13 protein-coding genes are annotated in these 13,534 nt (G+C 72.5%); 8 read left to right on the top strand and 5 right to left on the bottom strand.

The annotated features are described in order from the left end of the window. Nucleotides 1-205 precede the first annotated feature (205 nt). Complete coding sequence (locus BJ971_RS23925) at nt 206-1,627, top strand: FAD-dependent monooxygenase (protein WP_184995459.1); 1,422 nt, start codon at nt 206-208, stop codon at nt 1,625-1,627. On the opposite strand, the gene BJ971_RS23920 is transcribed toward BJ971_RS23925, so the two are convergent. After that, a complete protein-coding gene (locus BJ971_RS23920) occupies nt 1,598-2,323 on the bottom strand; it encodes a hypothetical protein (protein ID WP_184995458.1) in 726 nt (241 codons plus the stop codon). The genes BJ971_RS23925 and BJ971_RS23920 overlap by 30 nt on opposite strands. Next, nucleotides 2,320-2,925, bottom strand: coding sequence for a GNAT family N-acetyltransferase (locus BJ971_RS23915; RefSeq protein ID WP_184995457.1), 606 nt, complete (start codon nt 2,923-2,925; stop codon nt 2,320-2,322). Before BJ971_RS23915 ends, BJ971_RS23920 begins: the two co-directional genes overlap by 4 nt. 50 nt (nt 2,926-2,975) lie before the next feature. Here BJ971_RS23915 and BJ971_RS23910 point away from each other — a divergent pair, with 50 nt between their 5' ends. From BJ971_RS23910 to BJ971_RS23890, 5 genes are all read left to right on the top strand, one after another. Continuing rightward, the gene (locus BJ971_RS23910) at nt 2,976-3,290 is read left to right on the top strand and encodes a PadR family transcriptional regulator (protein WP_184995456.1); all 315 of its coding nucleotides are present in this window, start codon (nt 2,976-2,978) and stop codon (nt 3,288-3,290) included. After that, on the top strand, nt 3,290-3,961 hold the full coding sequence (gene lepB / locus BJ971_RS23905) for a signal peptidase I (RefSeq protein WP_184995455.1): 672 nt from the start codon (nt 3,290-3,292) through the stop codon (nt 3,959-3,961). The genes BJ971_RS23910 and lepB overlap by 1 nt, the downstream gene beginning before the upstream one ends. Nucleotides 3,962-3,986: 25 nt before the next feature. Beyond that, nucleotides 3,987-4,988 (top strand): hypothetical protein, encoded by a 1,002-nt coding sequence (locus tag BJ971_RS23900; protein ID WP_184995454.1) that lies wholly within the window; start codon nt 3,987-3,989, stop codon nt 4,986-4,988. 85 nt (nt 4,989-5,073) lie between these two features. Next, the gene (locus BJ971_RS23895) at nt 5,074-6,036 is read left to right on the top strand and encodes an endonuclease/exonuclease/phosphatase family protein (RefSeq protein WP_203709496.1); all 963 of its coding nucleotides are present in this window, start codon (nt 5,074-5,076) and stop codon (nt 6,034-6,036) included. Nucleotides 6,037-6,091: 55 nt separating this feature from the next. Continuing rightward, a complete protein-coding gene (locus BJ971_RS23890; RefSeq protein WP_184995453.1) occupies nt 6,092-6,826 on the top strand; it encodes a class I SAM-dependent methyltransferase in 735 nt (244 codons plus the stop codon). Between the two features lie 142 nt (nt 6,827-6,968). Here BJ971_RS23890 and BJ971_RS23885 read toward each other — a convergent pair whose 3' ends face one another. Continuing rightward, entirely contained in the window at nt 6,969-7,451 is a 483-nt protein-coding gene (locus BJ971_RS23885) for a hypothetical protein (protein ID WP_184995452.1), read from the bottom strand. Nucleotides 7,452-7,533: 82 nt separating this feature from the next. On the opposite strand from BJ971_RS23885, the gene BJ971_RS23880 reads away from it, so the two are divergent. Continuing rightward, nucleotides 7,534-9,927 (top strand): glycoside hydrolase family 32 protein, encoded by a 2,394-nt coding sequence (locus tag BJ971_RS23880; RefSeq protein ID WP_184995451.1) that lies wholly within the window; start codon nt 7,534-7,536, stop codon nt 9,925-9,927. Nucleotides 9,928-10,164: 237 nt separating this feature from the next. Here the strand turns inward: BJ971_RS23880 and BJ971_RS23875 are convergent, their stop codons facing one another. Next, nucleotides 10,165-11,436 carry a vanadium-dependent haloperoxidase gene (locus BJ971_RS23875; RefSeq protein ID WP_184995450.1) on the bottom strand — a complete coding sequence of 424 codons (1,272 nt, stop codon included), beginning with the start codon at nt 11,434-11,436 and terminating at the stop codon, nt 10,165-10,167. 177 nt (nt 11,437-11,613) lie between these two features. On the opposite strand from BJ971_RS23875, the gene BJ971_RS23870 reads away from it, so the two are divergent. Then, nucleotides 11,614-12,711, top strand: a complete 1,098-nt coding sequence (locus tag BJ971_RS23870; RefSeq protein WP_184995449.1) for a hypothetical protein — start codon at nt 11,614-11,616, stop codon at nt 12,709-12,711. On the opposite strand, the gene BJ971_RS23865 is transcribed toward BJ971_RS23870, so the two are convergent. Then, a complete protein-coding gene (locus BJ971_RS23865; protein ID WP_184995448.1) occupies nt 12,691-13,443 on the bottom strand; it encodes an alpha/beta fold hydrolase in 753 nt (250 codons plus the stop codon). The genes BJ971_RS23870 and BJ971_RS23865 overlap by 21 nt on opposite strands. Nucleotides 13,444-13,534 lie beyond the last annotated feature (91 nt).

The following is a 13,534-nucleotide window of genomic DNA, read 5'->3' as shown; positions in this document are numbered from 1 at the left end:
ATTTATTAACGTCTATATCAAGCCGGACCGGAAAGGACTGGACGCCGCTCCGCGGTGCTTGTAGCTTGCTGCTGACCGCGACACCGCCCGAGGAGGTGAGACCCCATGAACGCTGTATCGATGTGGGTGCTCCCCGATCCCGTCACGGTCGGGCGATCGACGTAGCCGTCGCCGGGAGCGCCAGACACTCCCGAAGGGCAACATCATGTTCAACACCGATGTGATCATCGCCGGGTGCGGCCCGGCCGGCGCGATGCTGGCCGCCGAGCTACGGCTGCACGACGTGCGGGTGCTCGTCCTGGAGCGGGACACCGAGCCCGCGTCGTTCGTCCGCATCGTCGGCCTGCACATCCGCACCATCGAGCTGATGGCGATGCGCGGGCTCCTGGAGCGCGTCCTCGAACGCGGCCGGCGGCGTCCGGCCGGCGCCTACTTCGCCGCCATCGACAAGCCCGCGCCCGCGGACCTGGACTCCGCGCACGCCTACCTGCTGGGCATACCGCACCCGGTCATCGTGGGGCTGCTGGAGCGGCACGCGGTCGAGCGGGGCGCGGAGGTCCGGCGCGGTGCCACGATGACCGGTTTCGACCAGGACGCCGAGGGCGTGACCGTCGAGCTGGCCGACGGGGAACGGCTGCGTTCCCGCTACCTCGTCGGCTGCGACGGCGCGCGCAGCACGGTGCGCAAGCTGCTCGGCGTCGGCTTCCCCGGCGAGCCCGCGCGCAACGAGACGCTGATGGGGGAGATGTCCCTGGGCGCGCCGCCGGAGGAGGAGATTCGCGACAGGCGATTCAGCCTCAGCCCGGCCGGCCCGGGGGTCTATCGCGTCGTGGTACCCGCCGAAGGGGTCAGTGATCGCGCGGAACCGCCGACCCTCGACGACTTCAAGCGACAGCTGCGCGCCGTCGCCGGCACCGACTTCGGCGTGCACTCACCGCGCTGGCTGTCCCGCTTCGGGGACGCCACCCGGCTGGCCGACCGCTATCGGGTCGGGCGGGTGCTGCTCGCCGGCGACGCCGCGCACATCCATCCGCCGATCGGCGGGCAGGGCCTCAACCTGGGCGTTCAGGACGCCTTCAACCTCGGCTGGAAACTGGCCGCGCAGGTACGCGGCTGGGCGCCGGAGACGCTGCTCGACACCTACCAGGCCGAACGTCATCCGGTCGCCGAGCAGGTGCTCGACAACACCCGCGCACAGACGGAACTGCTGTCCGCCGGGCCGGGCCCGGAGGCCGTGCGCAGGCTGCTCACCGAGCTGATGGACCTCGACGAGGTGAACCGCCTCCTGCTGGAGAAGATCACCGCGATCGGCATCCGCTACGACTTCGGCCCGGGCACCGACCTGCTCGGCCGCCGCCTGCGCGACATCGACGTGAAGCAGGGCCGCCTCTACGGTCAGCTGCACCGCGGCCGTGGCCTGCTGCTGGACCGCACCGAGCGCCTGACCGCCGGCGGCTGGTCGGACCGGGTCGATCACCTCGGCGATCACACCGCGGCGCTGGATGTTCCGGCCGTCCTGCTCCGCCCCGACGGCCACGTCGCCTGGATCGGCGACGATCAGCGGGACCTGGACGACCACCTCCGGCGCTGGTTCGGATCAGCCCGCGGCGGCGGTGAGCCGGCGTAGCTCCGCCTCGGTGCCGATGGCCGGGCGGTGCCCGGGGTGGTTCAGGTACTCGTTGATCGCCCGGGCCAGGAACACCGCGTCGACGCTGCCCGCCTGGACGCTGCCGCCGCCGGGATGGATGCCCCGGCGGCGGACCAGCTCCGGCCGCTGGAGGTGGAAGGCGATCCGGCGCCCGCTCGGCAGGGCCGGGTACGCGGGGACGAGGGCGTCCCAGGGAATGAACAGGGAGCCGAGCACCTGCCGGTCGTGCACGCCGTCCGGCCCCAGGTGCACACCCCACCAGCCCCAGGTCAGCCGCCATTGGACCAGCACGACGGCGGTCCAGAGGACGATGTTCGGCACGCCGAGGACCACCGAAAGCTCCTCGCCGTCCACGATGTCGTGGATGTTGTCGGCCAGCAGGATGCTGCCCTCGATCAGGACGACCGCGGCGACGAAGACCGGTGCCGGGTTCGGCCGGGCCGCGAACGACGGCTCCTTCGGCCGCGCGACAAGGGTCGCGGAGCGGTAGCGCACCGCGGCGACCAGGGACAGCGTCAGCAGCACCACGATCAGGGCCGCCCAGACGCCGAAGGACGGCAGCCAGGTGGCCCGGTCGTCCGACTCGGTGAGCACGCCCAGCGCCACGGCGAGCGGCAGCACGGCGAGCAGGAACGGACGCCGCCAGCGGCCGACGGCGGTGAAAGCGGTGATCACGAGGGCATCGTAGGCGTCGACGGCCGCCGGCCGCCGTCCCACATCGCACGGGTCATCTCGTACTCGACCTCGCCCGCCTCCGCGCCCGGCAGCGGGTCGTCCCAGGTGGGGAACCAGGTCCGCACGTGCCGCATGCCGATCGCCTCCATGACGCCGCGCGACCCCCGGTTCACCGCCATGGTCTGCGCGATCACCCGGCTCTGCCCGACGGTGTCGAAGGCGTGTCGCAGCAAGGCCCGGGACGCATCGGTGGCCAGGCCCCGCCGCCAGTGGCGGCGCAGGAGCCGGTAGCCGAGGTCGCAGACGGCCGGGTCGGCGGGCTGATCGGGGCCGTGCGCCGGCGGCAGCATCATGAGCCCGACGAACTCGCCGTCGTCCTCGCCCTCCGGCCCGAACGCTATCCAGTAGCCCAGGCCGTCGACCTGCTCGGCCGACGCCATCCGCTGCTCATGCGAGGCGAGCACCTCGTCCGGAGTCCGGGCCCGTCCCCAGATGTAGCGCAGCACCTCCGGATCGGAGTCGAGCTCCACCTCCAGGTCGAGATGCCGGTCCGCCAGCGGGATCAGCAGCAGCCGGTCGGTGCGCAGAATCGGTTGGGGCATCCCGTCATCTTCACCTTCCCACCGTAAGTCGAGTTATGTAGAGTTTCGGAATGCCGAGGACACCTCACGCCTCGCCGCAGACGTTGCGGCTCTTCGAGGCGCTGCTCACCGACCCGACCCGCCACCGATACGGCTACGACCTGAGCCGCGAGACCGGCCTGGCGTCCGGCACCCTCTACCCGATCCTCATGCGGCTCGCCGCCCAGCACCTGCTCGACGCCGGCTGGGAGCCCTCCGACGAGCCCGGCCGGCCGCCCCGGCACACCTACCGGCTCACCGCCGACGGCATCGCCCTGGCCAAGGAGCGGCTGGCGAGCGCGGCGCGCAAGGCCCGGCCCGCCACGTTCACGCCGAGGGAGGCCTGATGCGGCGGGTCACCCGGGCGGTCCTTGCCGCCGCGGTGCGGGGGCGCGGCGACCGGGGCGGTCCCTGGAGCGAGGCGGTCCTGGCCGAATTCGACCAGACCACCGGCCGGTGGGAGGGCCTGCGCTGGGCGGTGGGCGGCCTCCGCGCCGTCTGGTACGAGCGCAGGGCGAGGACGGCGGTACGCATACCGCGACTCGTCCTGGCGGCGGCGGTCGTCGGGCTGGCCGCGGCGTTCGTGCTCAACCAGTTCGCGCTCTCCGCGCGGTACATGGCCAGCGGCTCGATGGAGCCGACCGTGCCGGTCGCGGGCCGCTTCCTGCTGGACAAGGCGAGCTTCCGGGTGACCGGGATCGAGCGCGGTGACATCGTCGAGTTCGCGCTGCCGGAGGAACCCGGCCGGCACGGGGTCAAGCGCGTCATCGGCCTGCCGGGCGACACCGTCGCCTGCCGGGACGGCGTGGTCGAGCTCGACGGCACGCCGCTCGACGAGCCCTACCTGGACGGCGGAGCCGGCACGTACGACTGCGGCGCGCCGGTCGTGGTGCCGCCCGGCGAGCTGTTCGTGCTCGGCGACCACCGCGAGGTCTCCCGGGACTCCCGCCACTGGGGCCCGATCCCGCGGTCCGCCGTGGAGGGCCGCCTGCTGACGACCTTCAGCCTGCACCTCTGATCCGGCGCGTGGTTGGATGCGGATCATGACTCGCACGACGCCGCCGCGTCCGCTGGATGTGGTCTCGCTCTTCCCCGAGCTGGCGGGCCGTGCCAGGACCGCCACCCGCCTGCATCCGCGCCCCGGTGCGCCGACCGTGCACGACAGCTCGGTCGGCGGGCCGCTGCTGTGGCCGGCCGGCGAGGACTGGCCGGTCTGCACCGGGACGCACCGGCCGTACGAGCTGACGACGCTGCGGGACGTCCGCACCCGCCGGCGCGTCCTCGCGCAGGCCTGGCAGCGGCCCCGGCCGCCGCGGACGAACCTGCTCACCCCGGATGAGCAGGCGGTGATCGACCGGATTTCCGCCGGCTACGACCTCGCGCTGCTGCCGGCGGAGCCGCAGCCGCTCATCCCGCTGGCGCAGCTCTACGCCCGCGACGTCCCCGGCCTGCCCTGTCCCGACGGCATGGACCTGCTCCAGGTGCTGTGGTGCCCGTTCGACGAGATCATGGATTCCGGAGCGGAGGTGCGGCTGAGGTGGCGCCGGTCGGGCACCGTGACCGACGTGCCGGCGGACCCGCCGGAGCCCGCCTACATCGGCAACGGCGACTACGTGCCGGAACCCTGCGTCCTGCATCCGGAGCGGGTCGTCGAGTATCCCGCCTACCACGATCTGCCCGAGGAGCTGGCGGAACGCGTCATCGCCCGCGAGCGGGAGCTGCTCGCGTCCCCGGCGCCGGACCAGCCGCGCTACCAGGGCAACCTGTCGGTCGCACCGGGCTGGAAGGTCGGTGGCTGGGCCGCCTTCTTCACGTTCCGGGACCCCGCGGACCCCGACGAGCTGCGGTGCTGCGGTGCCCCGCTCGAGCCGCTGCTCACCATCGCCGACGAATGGGACCCCGACAGCATCACCTGGCGCCCCGCCGACGAGGAGGGGTCGACCGAGAACAACCCGACCCGGGTGGTCATCGGACGCGGATACACACTCCAGGTCTACCGGTGCACCGCCTCGTCCGCGCACGCGCCGGTCACGGTGATGCAGTAGCCGATCGGGTAGGCGACAGCGCCGCACGCGCGCCGGGGCGATGATGTCCTCCAGGCACGTCCCGCGCGCGTCCGGGAGGCAAGTGGTGATCACCGTAGGTACCTGGAACCTGGAGAACCTGTTCTGGCCCGATGCCGAGTTCGGGCCCGACGACAAGGCCGTCTACGACGGCAAGCTGGCCGCGCTGGCCGCGACCATCAACGCGGCCGCGCCGGACGTGCTCGGCCTCCAGGAGGTCGGGCAGCCGGAGGCCCTCGCCGACCTCGTCGCCCTGCTGGACGGCGACTGGCACGCGGAGCTGTCCACCCACTTCGAGCCGCATCGCCCGATCCGCGTCGCGGTGATCTCCCGGCACCCGCTGCGGGTGGTCACGGACACCGCGACGTTCGCGCCGCTGCTGCGCCCGGTGCAGGGCGGTGACGACCCGCAGAAGACGGTCGGCGGCATGGGCCGCGGCGTCCTGGGCGTCGACGTGGACCTGCCCGGCGGGCGGAGCGTGACAATGCTGGTCTGCCACCTGAAGTCGAAGCTGCTGTCGTTCCCCGGACCCAACGGCACCAGCCGGTTCTGGCCGCGCAACGAGGCCGAGCGGGCCCGCTACGCCGCGTACGCCCTCTACCGGCGTGCCGCGGAGGCGGTGACCGTCCGCGTCGCCGTCGACGACCTGCTGCACGGCGCCGGCGAGCGGAGCGTGATCCTGGTCGGCGACCTCAACGACGAGCCGCCGGCCGCCACGACCCAGATCCTGTACGGCCCGCCCGGCTCGCAGATCGGCACGGCCGGCTTCCGGCGGCCCGACCGGGGCGACACCTCCCGGCTGTGGAACCTGGCACCGCTGATCCCCGAGGAGACCCGCTTCACCCGCGTGTACGAGGGAAAGCCGGAGCTGATCGACCACATCATGGTCAGCCACGCCCTGATCGACAAGGTGCGCGAGGTCCGCACCGTCACCGACCGCAGGCTGCCCTCGGTCGGCGACGACCCGGCGGAACGACGCAGCGCACCCGACTCCGACCATGCCCCGATCTTCGCCGGCCTCGACATCTAGGGCCGCCCCCGCAATTCGATGGACACGCGGACCGGCCGCGGACATGGTGGGTCCCATGTGGCAGGAGCACCTCTGGGACGCCGACGCGGCCGAACGCTATGACACGACGGACTCCGGCATGTTCGCGCCAGAGGTGCTGGAGCCGGTCGTCGACCGCCTCGCCGAACTCGCCGCCGGGGGAGCGGCGTTGGAGTTCGCCGTCGGGACCGGCCGCGTCGCGGTGCCGCTGGCCGGCCGCGGCGTGCCCGTCACCGGCATCGAGCTGTCCCGGCCGATGCTCGCCCGGCTCCGCGAGAAGGCCGACGAGGCGACCATCCCCGTCCTGGCCGGCGACATGGCCACCACGGTGGCACCGGGGGAGTACACGCTCGTCTACCTCGTCTACAACACGATCTCGAACCTGCTGACGCAGTCCGAACAGGTGGCGTGCTTCCGTAATGCCGCCCGCCACCTCACGCCCGGCGGCCGCTTCGTGATCGAGCTGTGGGTGCCGGAGCTGCGCCGGCTCCCGCCCGGGCAGCCGGCGACCGTCTTCGCCTCCGAGCCCGGCTACATCGGCCTGGACACCTACGATCCGTTGCGGCAGCACGTGGTGTCACACCACTTCAGGTTCGACGACAGCAGGCAGGCCCGGCTCTACCGCAGCCCGCACCGCTACATCTGGCCGGCCGAGCTGGACCTCATGGCCCAGCTCGCCGGCCTCGAACTCGAGAACAGGCACGCCGACTGGCGGGGCACGGAGTTCACCGCCGAATCGCCGTCGCACGTCTCCGTCTACCGCAAACCCTGACTACCGCGCGGTCCGGGCCGGACGCTAGGGTTCCGGCGCATGATCTCCGTGAAGCCCTGGGAACTGACCGCCCTCGCTATCTGCATGCTCGCTGTCGCCGGCATCGTGTTCGCGCTCGTCCGCGGGTCCCGGCGCCGGTAGGTCACCACAGGTAGCTGTAATAGAACATGACCGCCCGGATGCCCCAGCCGCCGTTGGCGTTCCCGACCGTGACGCGGTTGCCCTCCAGTCCGCACTGCCACCCCTGCCAGCCGTACTCCTCCATATAGGCCTGCATGCAGAATTTCCCTGGTCCGGGCAGGGAGATGGTCAGGGCCTCCATGGCCCGGTCCTCCTGGCCGAACAGCACGGGGCCGACACCGCACTGCCATTGCTGCCAGCCGCGGTCCATGACGTAGGCCTGCCCGCAGACCTCGCGGCTCTCGGGGTCGAAGCTCACGACGTCCAGCCAGTCATCCGAGGTGCCGGCAACGGGCATCTCGCCGGCCTGGAAGCACTGCTGCGTCCATTCCCGTCCGTTGTCGAACCCCAAGCACCCGATGGTCGGACTCGATGCGGATGCCGGAGCGGCCGCCAGAACGGTGAACGTGATCGCTGCGGCGATAAGCGCCATCAATTTCTTCATGCGGGCTTGGATGTGGGAGCGCTCCCGTGAGATGCCTTGTGTCGCATAGGCGTCCACATTGATATCGGTCTATAGTTTGGCCATGGGCACCCGTTACCGGCGGCTCGTCGCCGCCGTCCTGCTCGCCCTCGCCGCCGTGATGATGCCCGCACACCCCGCCGCCGCCGGTACCCCCGCGGACTATCCCGAGTTCCCCTACCCGGCGACCTCGTACGACGAGGCGTTCCGCGGGCAGTTCCACTTCAGCTCGCGCGCCGGCTGGATGAACGATCCCAACGGCTCGTTCTGGTACCGCGGGCAGTACCACCTCTTCTACCAGCACAACCCGCACGGGCTGGCCTGGGACACGATGCACTGGGGGCACGCCACCAGCCCGGACCTGGTGCACTGGACGCAGAAGCCGATCGCCCTCGAGCCGGGCGTGCACGCCGGCGACCTCTGGTCCGGCAACGGGGTGGTGGACACCGCCAACGTGACCGGCCTCAAGAACGGCGCGGACGACCCGATCCTGGTCTTCTCCGGCACCAACGGCGCCACGATCCACTACAGCCTCGACGGCGCCAGGACCTTCCAGACGTACGGCGGCGGCCGCAAGGTTGCCGTCCCGGCCGGCACCAGCCGGGACCCGAAGGTGTTCTGGCACGAGCCGTCGCGGCGCTGGGTGATGGTGATGTGGTCGGACGGCGGCGGCAACGGCGCCGACTTCTACACCTCGGCCGACCTGCTGAACTGGACCTGGCGCAGCCGGTACGCGGCGGGCTGGTTCTTCGAGTGCCCGGACATGTTCCAGCTGCCCGTCGACGGCAACGCCGCCGACCGGCGGTGGGTACTGACCGACGCGAGCGGCGAGTACGTGACCGGCGACTTCGACGGCACCACGTTCCTGCCGCGGACCGCGGTGCGGCGGATGGACCACGGCGCCAACGACGCGGGCGGCACGTTCTACGCGGGACAGACCTTCCTCGGCGACCCCCGCGGCCGGGTGGTGCAGACGGTGTGGCAGCCGGCCGCGCGCGGCAGCGTCTGGAGCGGCAACCTGACCTTCCCGGCGGAGCTGGCGCTCAGGACCGGCACCGACGGGGTGAGCCTCACCCGCACCCCGGTCGACGAGCTGGCGTCGCTGCGCTCCGGCACGGTGACCCTGTCCGACCGGACGGTGACACCGACGACGCCGGTGTCGCCGGCCGCCGCGGACACCTACGAGGTGACCGCCGTGTTCGACGCGGCCTCGGCCACCGCCACCCGGTTCGGCCTGCGGCTGCACGCCCGCGCGGACGGCACCTACGACCGCGCCGTTACCTACGACCGGGCGGCCCGCACGCTGTACGGCGCGCCCCTCGCCCCGGAGAACGGCCGGGTGACCATGCGGGTCCTCGTCGACCGCGGGCAGCTGGAGGTGTTCGGCAACGGCGGCGCGGTCTCGATCAGCGACGTCGTCCGCTTCGACTCCGCCGCCGGCAGCCAGGGCCTGCAGGCGTACGCCGAGGGCGGCTCGGTGCGACTGGTCTCGCTGCGGTTCGACCGGCTCGGCTCGGCGTGGGGCACCGGGGAGCCGACCCTGGCCGGCAACCTCGCGGGCCCGTGGGCGGCCGCCGGCGGGACCTGGACCGACGTGGCCGGCGGCAAGCAGGGCACCGCGACCGGCGACGGCTTCTACCTGAACTCGACGGTCGCGGGCGACGGCACCTACGAGGCCGACGTCCGGCTCCGCGACGCCGTCGCGGCGGGGCTGACGTTCCGGGACCGCTACACCGCCAACGTGGACGCGGCCGGGCTGGTCAAGCTGTGGCGCCCGGGCCGCGACATCGCCACGTACGCGACGCCGATCGCCCGCGACCGCACCTACCACCTGCGGGTGGTCGCCGCCGGTCCGCGCCTGCGGGTCTACCTGGACCACGGCACCACCCCGGTGATCGACGCCGAGGACGGCACCTACGCCACCGGCCGCGCGGGCGCGAACGTCTTCGCCGGCACCGCGGTGATCGGCAACATCACCCTCGGCGCGCCCGGCTTCGCCACCAACGTCGCCGGTCCGTGGCGTCCGGTCGGCGGCACCTGGACCGCACCCGGCGACGGCGTGCGCGCGCAGGCCGCCGGCGACGCGTTCTACCTGAGCGGCACGACCGGCACCGACTTCACCTACGAGGCCGACGTACGCCCGGTGATCGGCGTCGCCGCCGCGCTGACCTTCCGCGCCACCGCCGACGCGTCCCAGCACTACACGGCGAACGTCGACACGTCGGGCGTGGTCAAGCTGTGGCGTCCCGGCCGGGACATCGCGGTATACCCGACGCCGATCGTGCCGGGCCGCACCCGCCACCTGACGGTCATCGCCACCGGCTCCCGCCTGCGCGTCCTGCTCGACGGCACCCAGGTGATCGACGCCGTCGACGCGACATACCCCACCGGCCTGTTCGGCCTGAACGCCTACGCCGGCACCGCCTCCTTCCAGAACGTCCGCCTCGGCCCCGCCTGACTCCGGCGACCCGGCGCGGGCAGCTCGATGGTCACGGCGCATAGCCTTGCCCCGTGAGTTTCGGAACGGCTGGAGCAGCTCCGCGAGGCATCAGGCCGGCCGAACTTCGACGCGCCGAACTGGCAAAGGGCCAACCAGTCTCTATGGGTCCTGCACCAGATCTCCAACGCGACGGCATAGGCAGGCGACCGGCCGCGACGGCAATGCGTCACCGGGCAGGACGACGGTGTGGCCGGCTCAGTGGCTGGGGCGGAACTCTCGGGCGAGGACGTACCGCGCGACCTGTGTGCCGAGCCGGGTGCCCTGTTCGTCGGCGGTGCGGAAGTGCACGCCGCCCCAGATTCTCGCCTCGACGACCTCGTCGAGGGCCTGCGAGAAGCTGTCGAAGTGGCGGGTGGTTCCGGAGTCGGTGCTGTAGGCGCTGAACGGCACGTCGTCGCGGCCGAAGAACTGCCGCAGCGCATACATGATCGTCGCGGTGGAGCAGGAGTGGCCGGACGTGTGGTCCGGGAACGGCGGGGTGATCAGCAGCGGCGTCCAGGCCGGGTCGGCGGTGGTCGCCGGGTTGCCGTCGGTGTCGGCGAGCCGCACCGCGGTCACCGGGCGCCAGAAGTTCCAGGTGCGCTTCTGGTGGAAGCAGGCGATCGTCGAGTCGGCGCGGGTGACGTCGGTCATCGCGAACATCCGGGCGGTCTGCAGCGGGCTGAGCCGCCGGGTCTGCGCGAGCTGCCGCTTGATCTCCCACTCGGTCTGCCGCCGGTCGTGCCACCAGATCGCCGCCTCGGTCTGGTCCTGGGTGCGGGCCGAGCCGGTGGCCGGGCCGAGCGCCTTCACCTCGTTGAGGTCCCGCGCGTACGCGGCGCTGCCCAGTGCCGGCGGTCCGGCCGTACCGAAGAGGTCGGCGCGCGGGATGACGAACGGCCTGATGTCGGCGACCTGCGCGCCGTCCTGTGCGAACGCCGGCGGGGTCGGCCGCCACTGGCCCGGTTCGGTGCCGACCGTCCAGGTCGCGGCGCGGTCCGCACCGTCGTTCTCGCGGGCGGCGATCATCGCGGTGGCGGCGGCCCCGCCGACGGCGATGCCGCCGCGCTCGGCGCGCCCGTCGCGGACCGTGGCCAGGGACCTGTCGTATTCGACGGACAGCCACTCCGCCTGCCCGGGGAAGAGCGAGAGCAGCACGCGATAGGCGGCGGTGGCGACGGCCGCGTCGAGCGAGTCGCCGCGGCGGGCCGGCGGTGAGATCAGGTACGGCCGGTACGGGGTGCCGGAGACGGCGTTCGCCGCGTCGTAGACGGCGCCCTGCACCATCGCGAACGTGCGGCCGTTGATGTACGGCGGCTGGCGCGCCACCTCGTATGCCGCGGTCTGCGAGTGGACGGCCCAGGTGATGACCATGTTGGTGCCGGTGGTCCGCGCCCGGGCGGCGGTCGGCGTGAACAGCAGAGGAACGGTCAGGACCAGGGCGGCCACGACGGCGGCGCGGCGCCGCGTCCGGATCTTCTCGAGCATGTCGGTGCACCCCCATGTGCGGACTCTCGGCCGGGATCCAGCCTGGCGGCGCGGTTCGGCGTGGGCAAGACATAGACATGCGGCTATGTCAGTAGTATCGGTTTGTACCCGCTTTTGGCACTTTGCCAATTTGATGAGCATTGATCGCCGAGGCTCCGATGCGGGATGATCTTCCGCGTGGAGATCATGGCGGCTTCGGTCCTCGCGGTGTCGTTGCCCGCCGAGTTGTACGGCCCGCTGCTGCCCGGTCCGGCCGAACGCCGGCTGGTCACCGTCCGTACCGACGACGCGCTGGCGGTGTACGACCTGGACCGTCTCGCGGCGGGTGACGGTGCGCCGGCCGTCACCTTCCCGGCGCCGTGGCCGCGCCTCGCGAGTGGCGTGGACGTGGTGGCGCCGGGGCTGGACCTGGCCGTGTTCACCGGTCTTCACGCGGTGCGGGCGGTGGCACCGGACGGCGCGACGCGCTGGGAGATCGGCCACGCCTGCTGGGCGTGCGAGGACTTCCACGAATCGGCCGAGGAATACGCCGGCGACGGGGAGCACCGGCATCCGGACAGCGGCTCGGCCGGGTTCGACGCCGACGGCCGGGCGGTGTGGGTGCATGTGCGGGCGCCGCTGGCCTGCGACGAGGACGAGGATGCCGGGGATGACCCGCGCGGCGAGTCCGGAGTCGAGGCGTGGCTGGTGATCGACGCGGCGGACGGCGAGGTGCTGGCGCGGGCCGATCCCGGGACGTACGCCGCCGGCTCCGAGCACATCCCGCATCCCGGCCCGGGCGTCATGGGCCTGTCCGTCGGTGAGGGCCAGGACGGCGCGCCGGCGCTGTGGGGTCACCGGCAGGGCGACCACCTGCGTATCGACCGGCTCGACGGCGACGACCGGATTCTTCTGGCCGCCGGGCCGGGCGGTCACACCTTCCTGACCATCGGCCATGAGCGGCGGGAGGAACTCGCCGTGCACCGGTCGTCGGACCATGCCGTGCTCGGCACCGTCTCGGCCGGTGATCTGGCACCGGCGGCGCCCTCCGCCGGTTGGGACTACGGCTGCGGCGTCGTCGACGACCGAACGCTCATCGCCGGCACCAGTGACGACGCGGACGGCGTCGTCGCCCGGCACTGGCTCATCGACGTGGAGACGCTGGAGGTGCGGGCGCTGCGGTATCCGATCGGAGCCGGATCGAATCCGTTCGGGCTGGGCGACGGCACCTGGGTGACCAGCGGCCCGGGGCCGGGCGACGTGCACGTCTGGCGGCTACCCGAGGTGCTTGAGTAGCAGCGGGTGCAGCTCGTCGGGTACCCGCAGCGGCAGCAGGTGGTCGGCGGGCGACAGCGTGACCAGGTGGGCGCCGGGGATGCCGCGCTCGTACCGGCGGCCGATGTCGGCGACCGGTTCGACGTCGCGGTCGCCCAGCACGATGAGCGTCGGCACGGCGATCTCGCCCAGCCGGTGCTCGGCCGCGGGCTCCTCGACCTCCTCCTCGTCCTGCATGAACCAGTCCGCCTGGTCGAGCACGGTCGCGGCGGCCGCGTCGTCCTCGCGCAGCCGCCCGGCCGCGTCGAACGACATCGGTCCCCACAGCCGCAGGATCTCCAGCGCCAGGCCGGCGCCGTCGCCGCGCTCCCAGGCGGCCACGCGGTCGTCCCGGCCGGCCAGGTCCGGCCAGTCGTAGCCGGACATTCCGGGTGCGACCAGCGCCAGCGACCGGATACGCCCGGGATGGGCCAGCGCGACGTCGACGCCGATCGCGCCGCCCTGTGACAGCCCGACCCAGTGCGCCGACTCGACGCCGGTCGCGTCGAGCACCTCCAGCGCGTCGGCGACCATCGAGTGCGGGCCGGTGGGGCGCGGTGACCGGCCGAACCCGGGCTGGTCGTAGCGGATCACCCGGTAGCCCGCCGCGACCAGGACGGGAACGGCGGCGTCCCAGACCCGGCGGTCGGTGACTCCGGCGTGTGCCAGCACGACCGGCTCGCCCTGTCCCTGGTCCTCAATGTGAATAGTCATCAAGGCGCACGCTAGTCGAGCCGGGGCCGCGATCCGCGGCCACCACCCTGGAACCTTGCAGGATCCGCTCGCGGCCACCGGACCCCAGAAT

Source organism: Amorphoplanes digitatis (assembly GCF_014205335.1).
In the GTDB taxonomy this organism is placed as follows: domain Bacteria; phylum Actinomycetota; class Actinomycetes; order Mycobacteriales; family Micromonosporaceae; genus Actinoplanes; species Actinoplanes digitatus.
The sequence above is the reverse complement of the archived record's forward strand: the minus strand, read 5'-3'. Positions and strand labels throughout refer to the sequence as shown.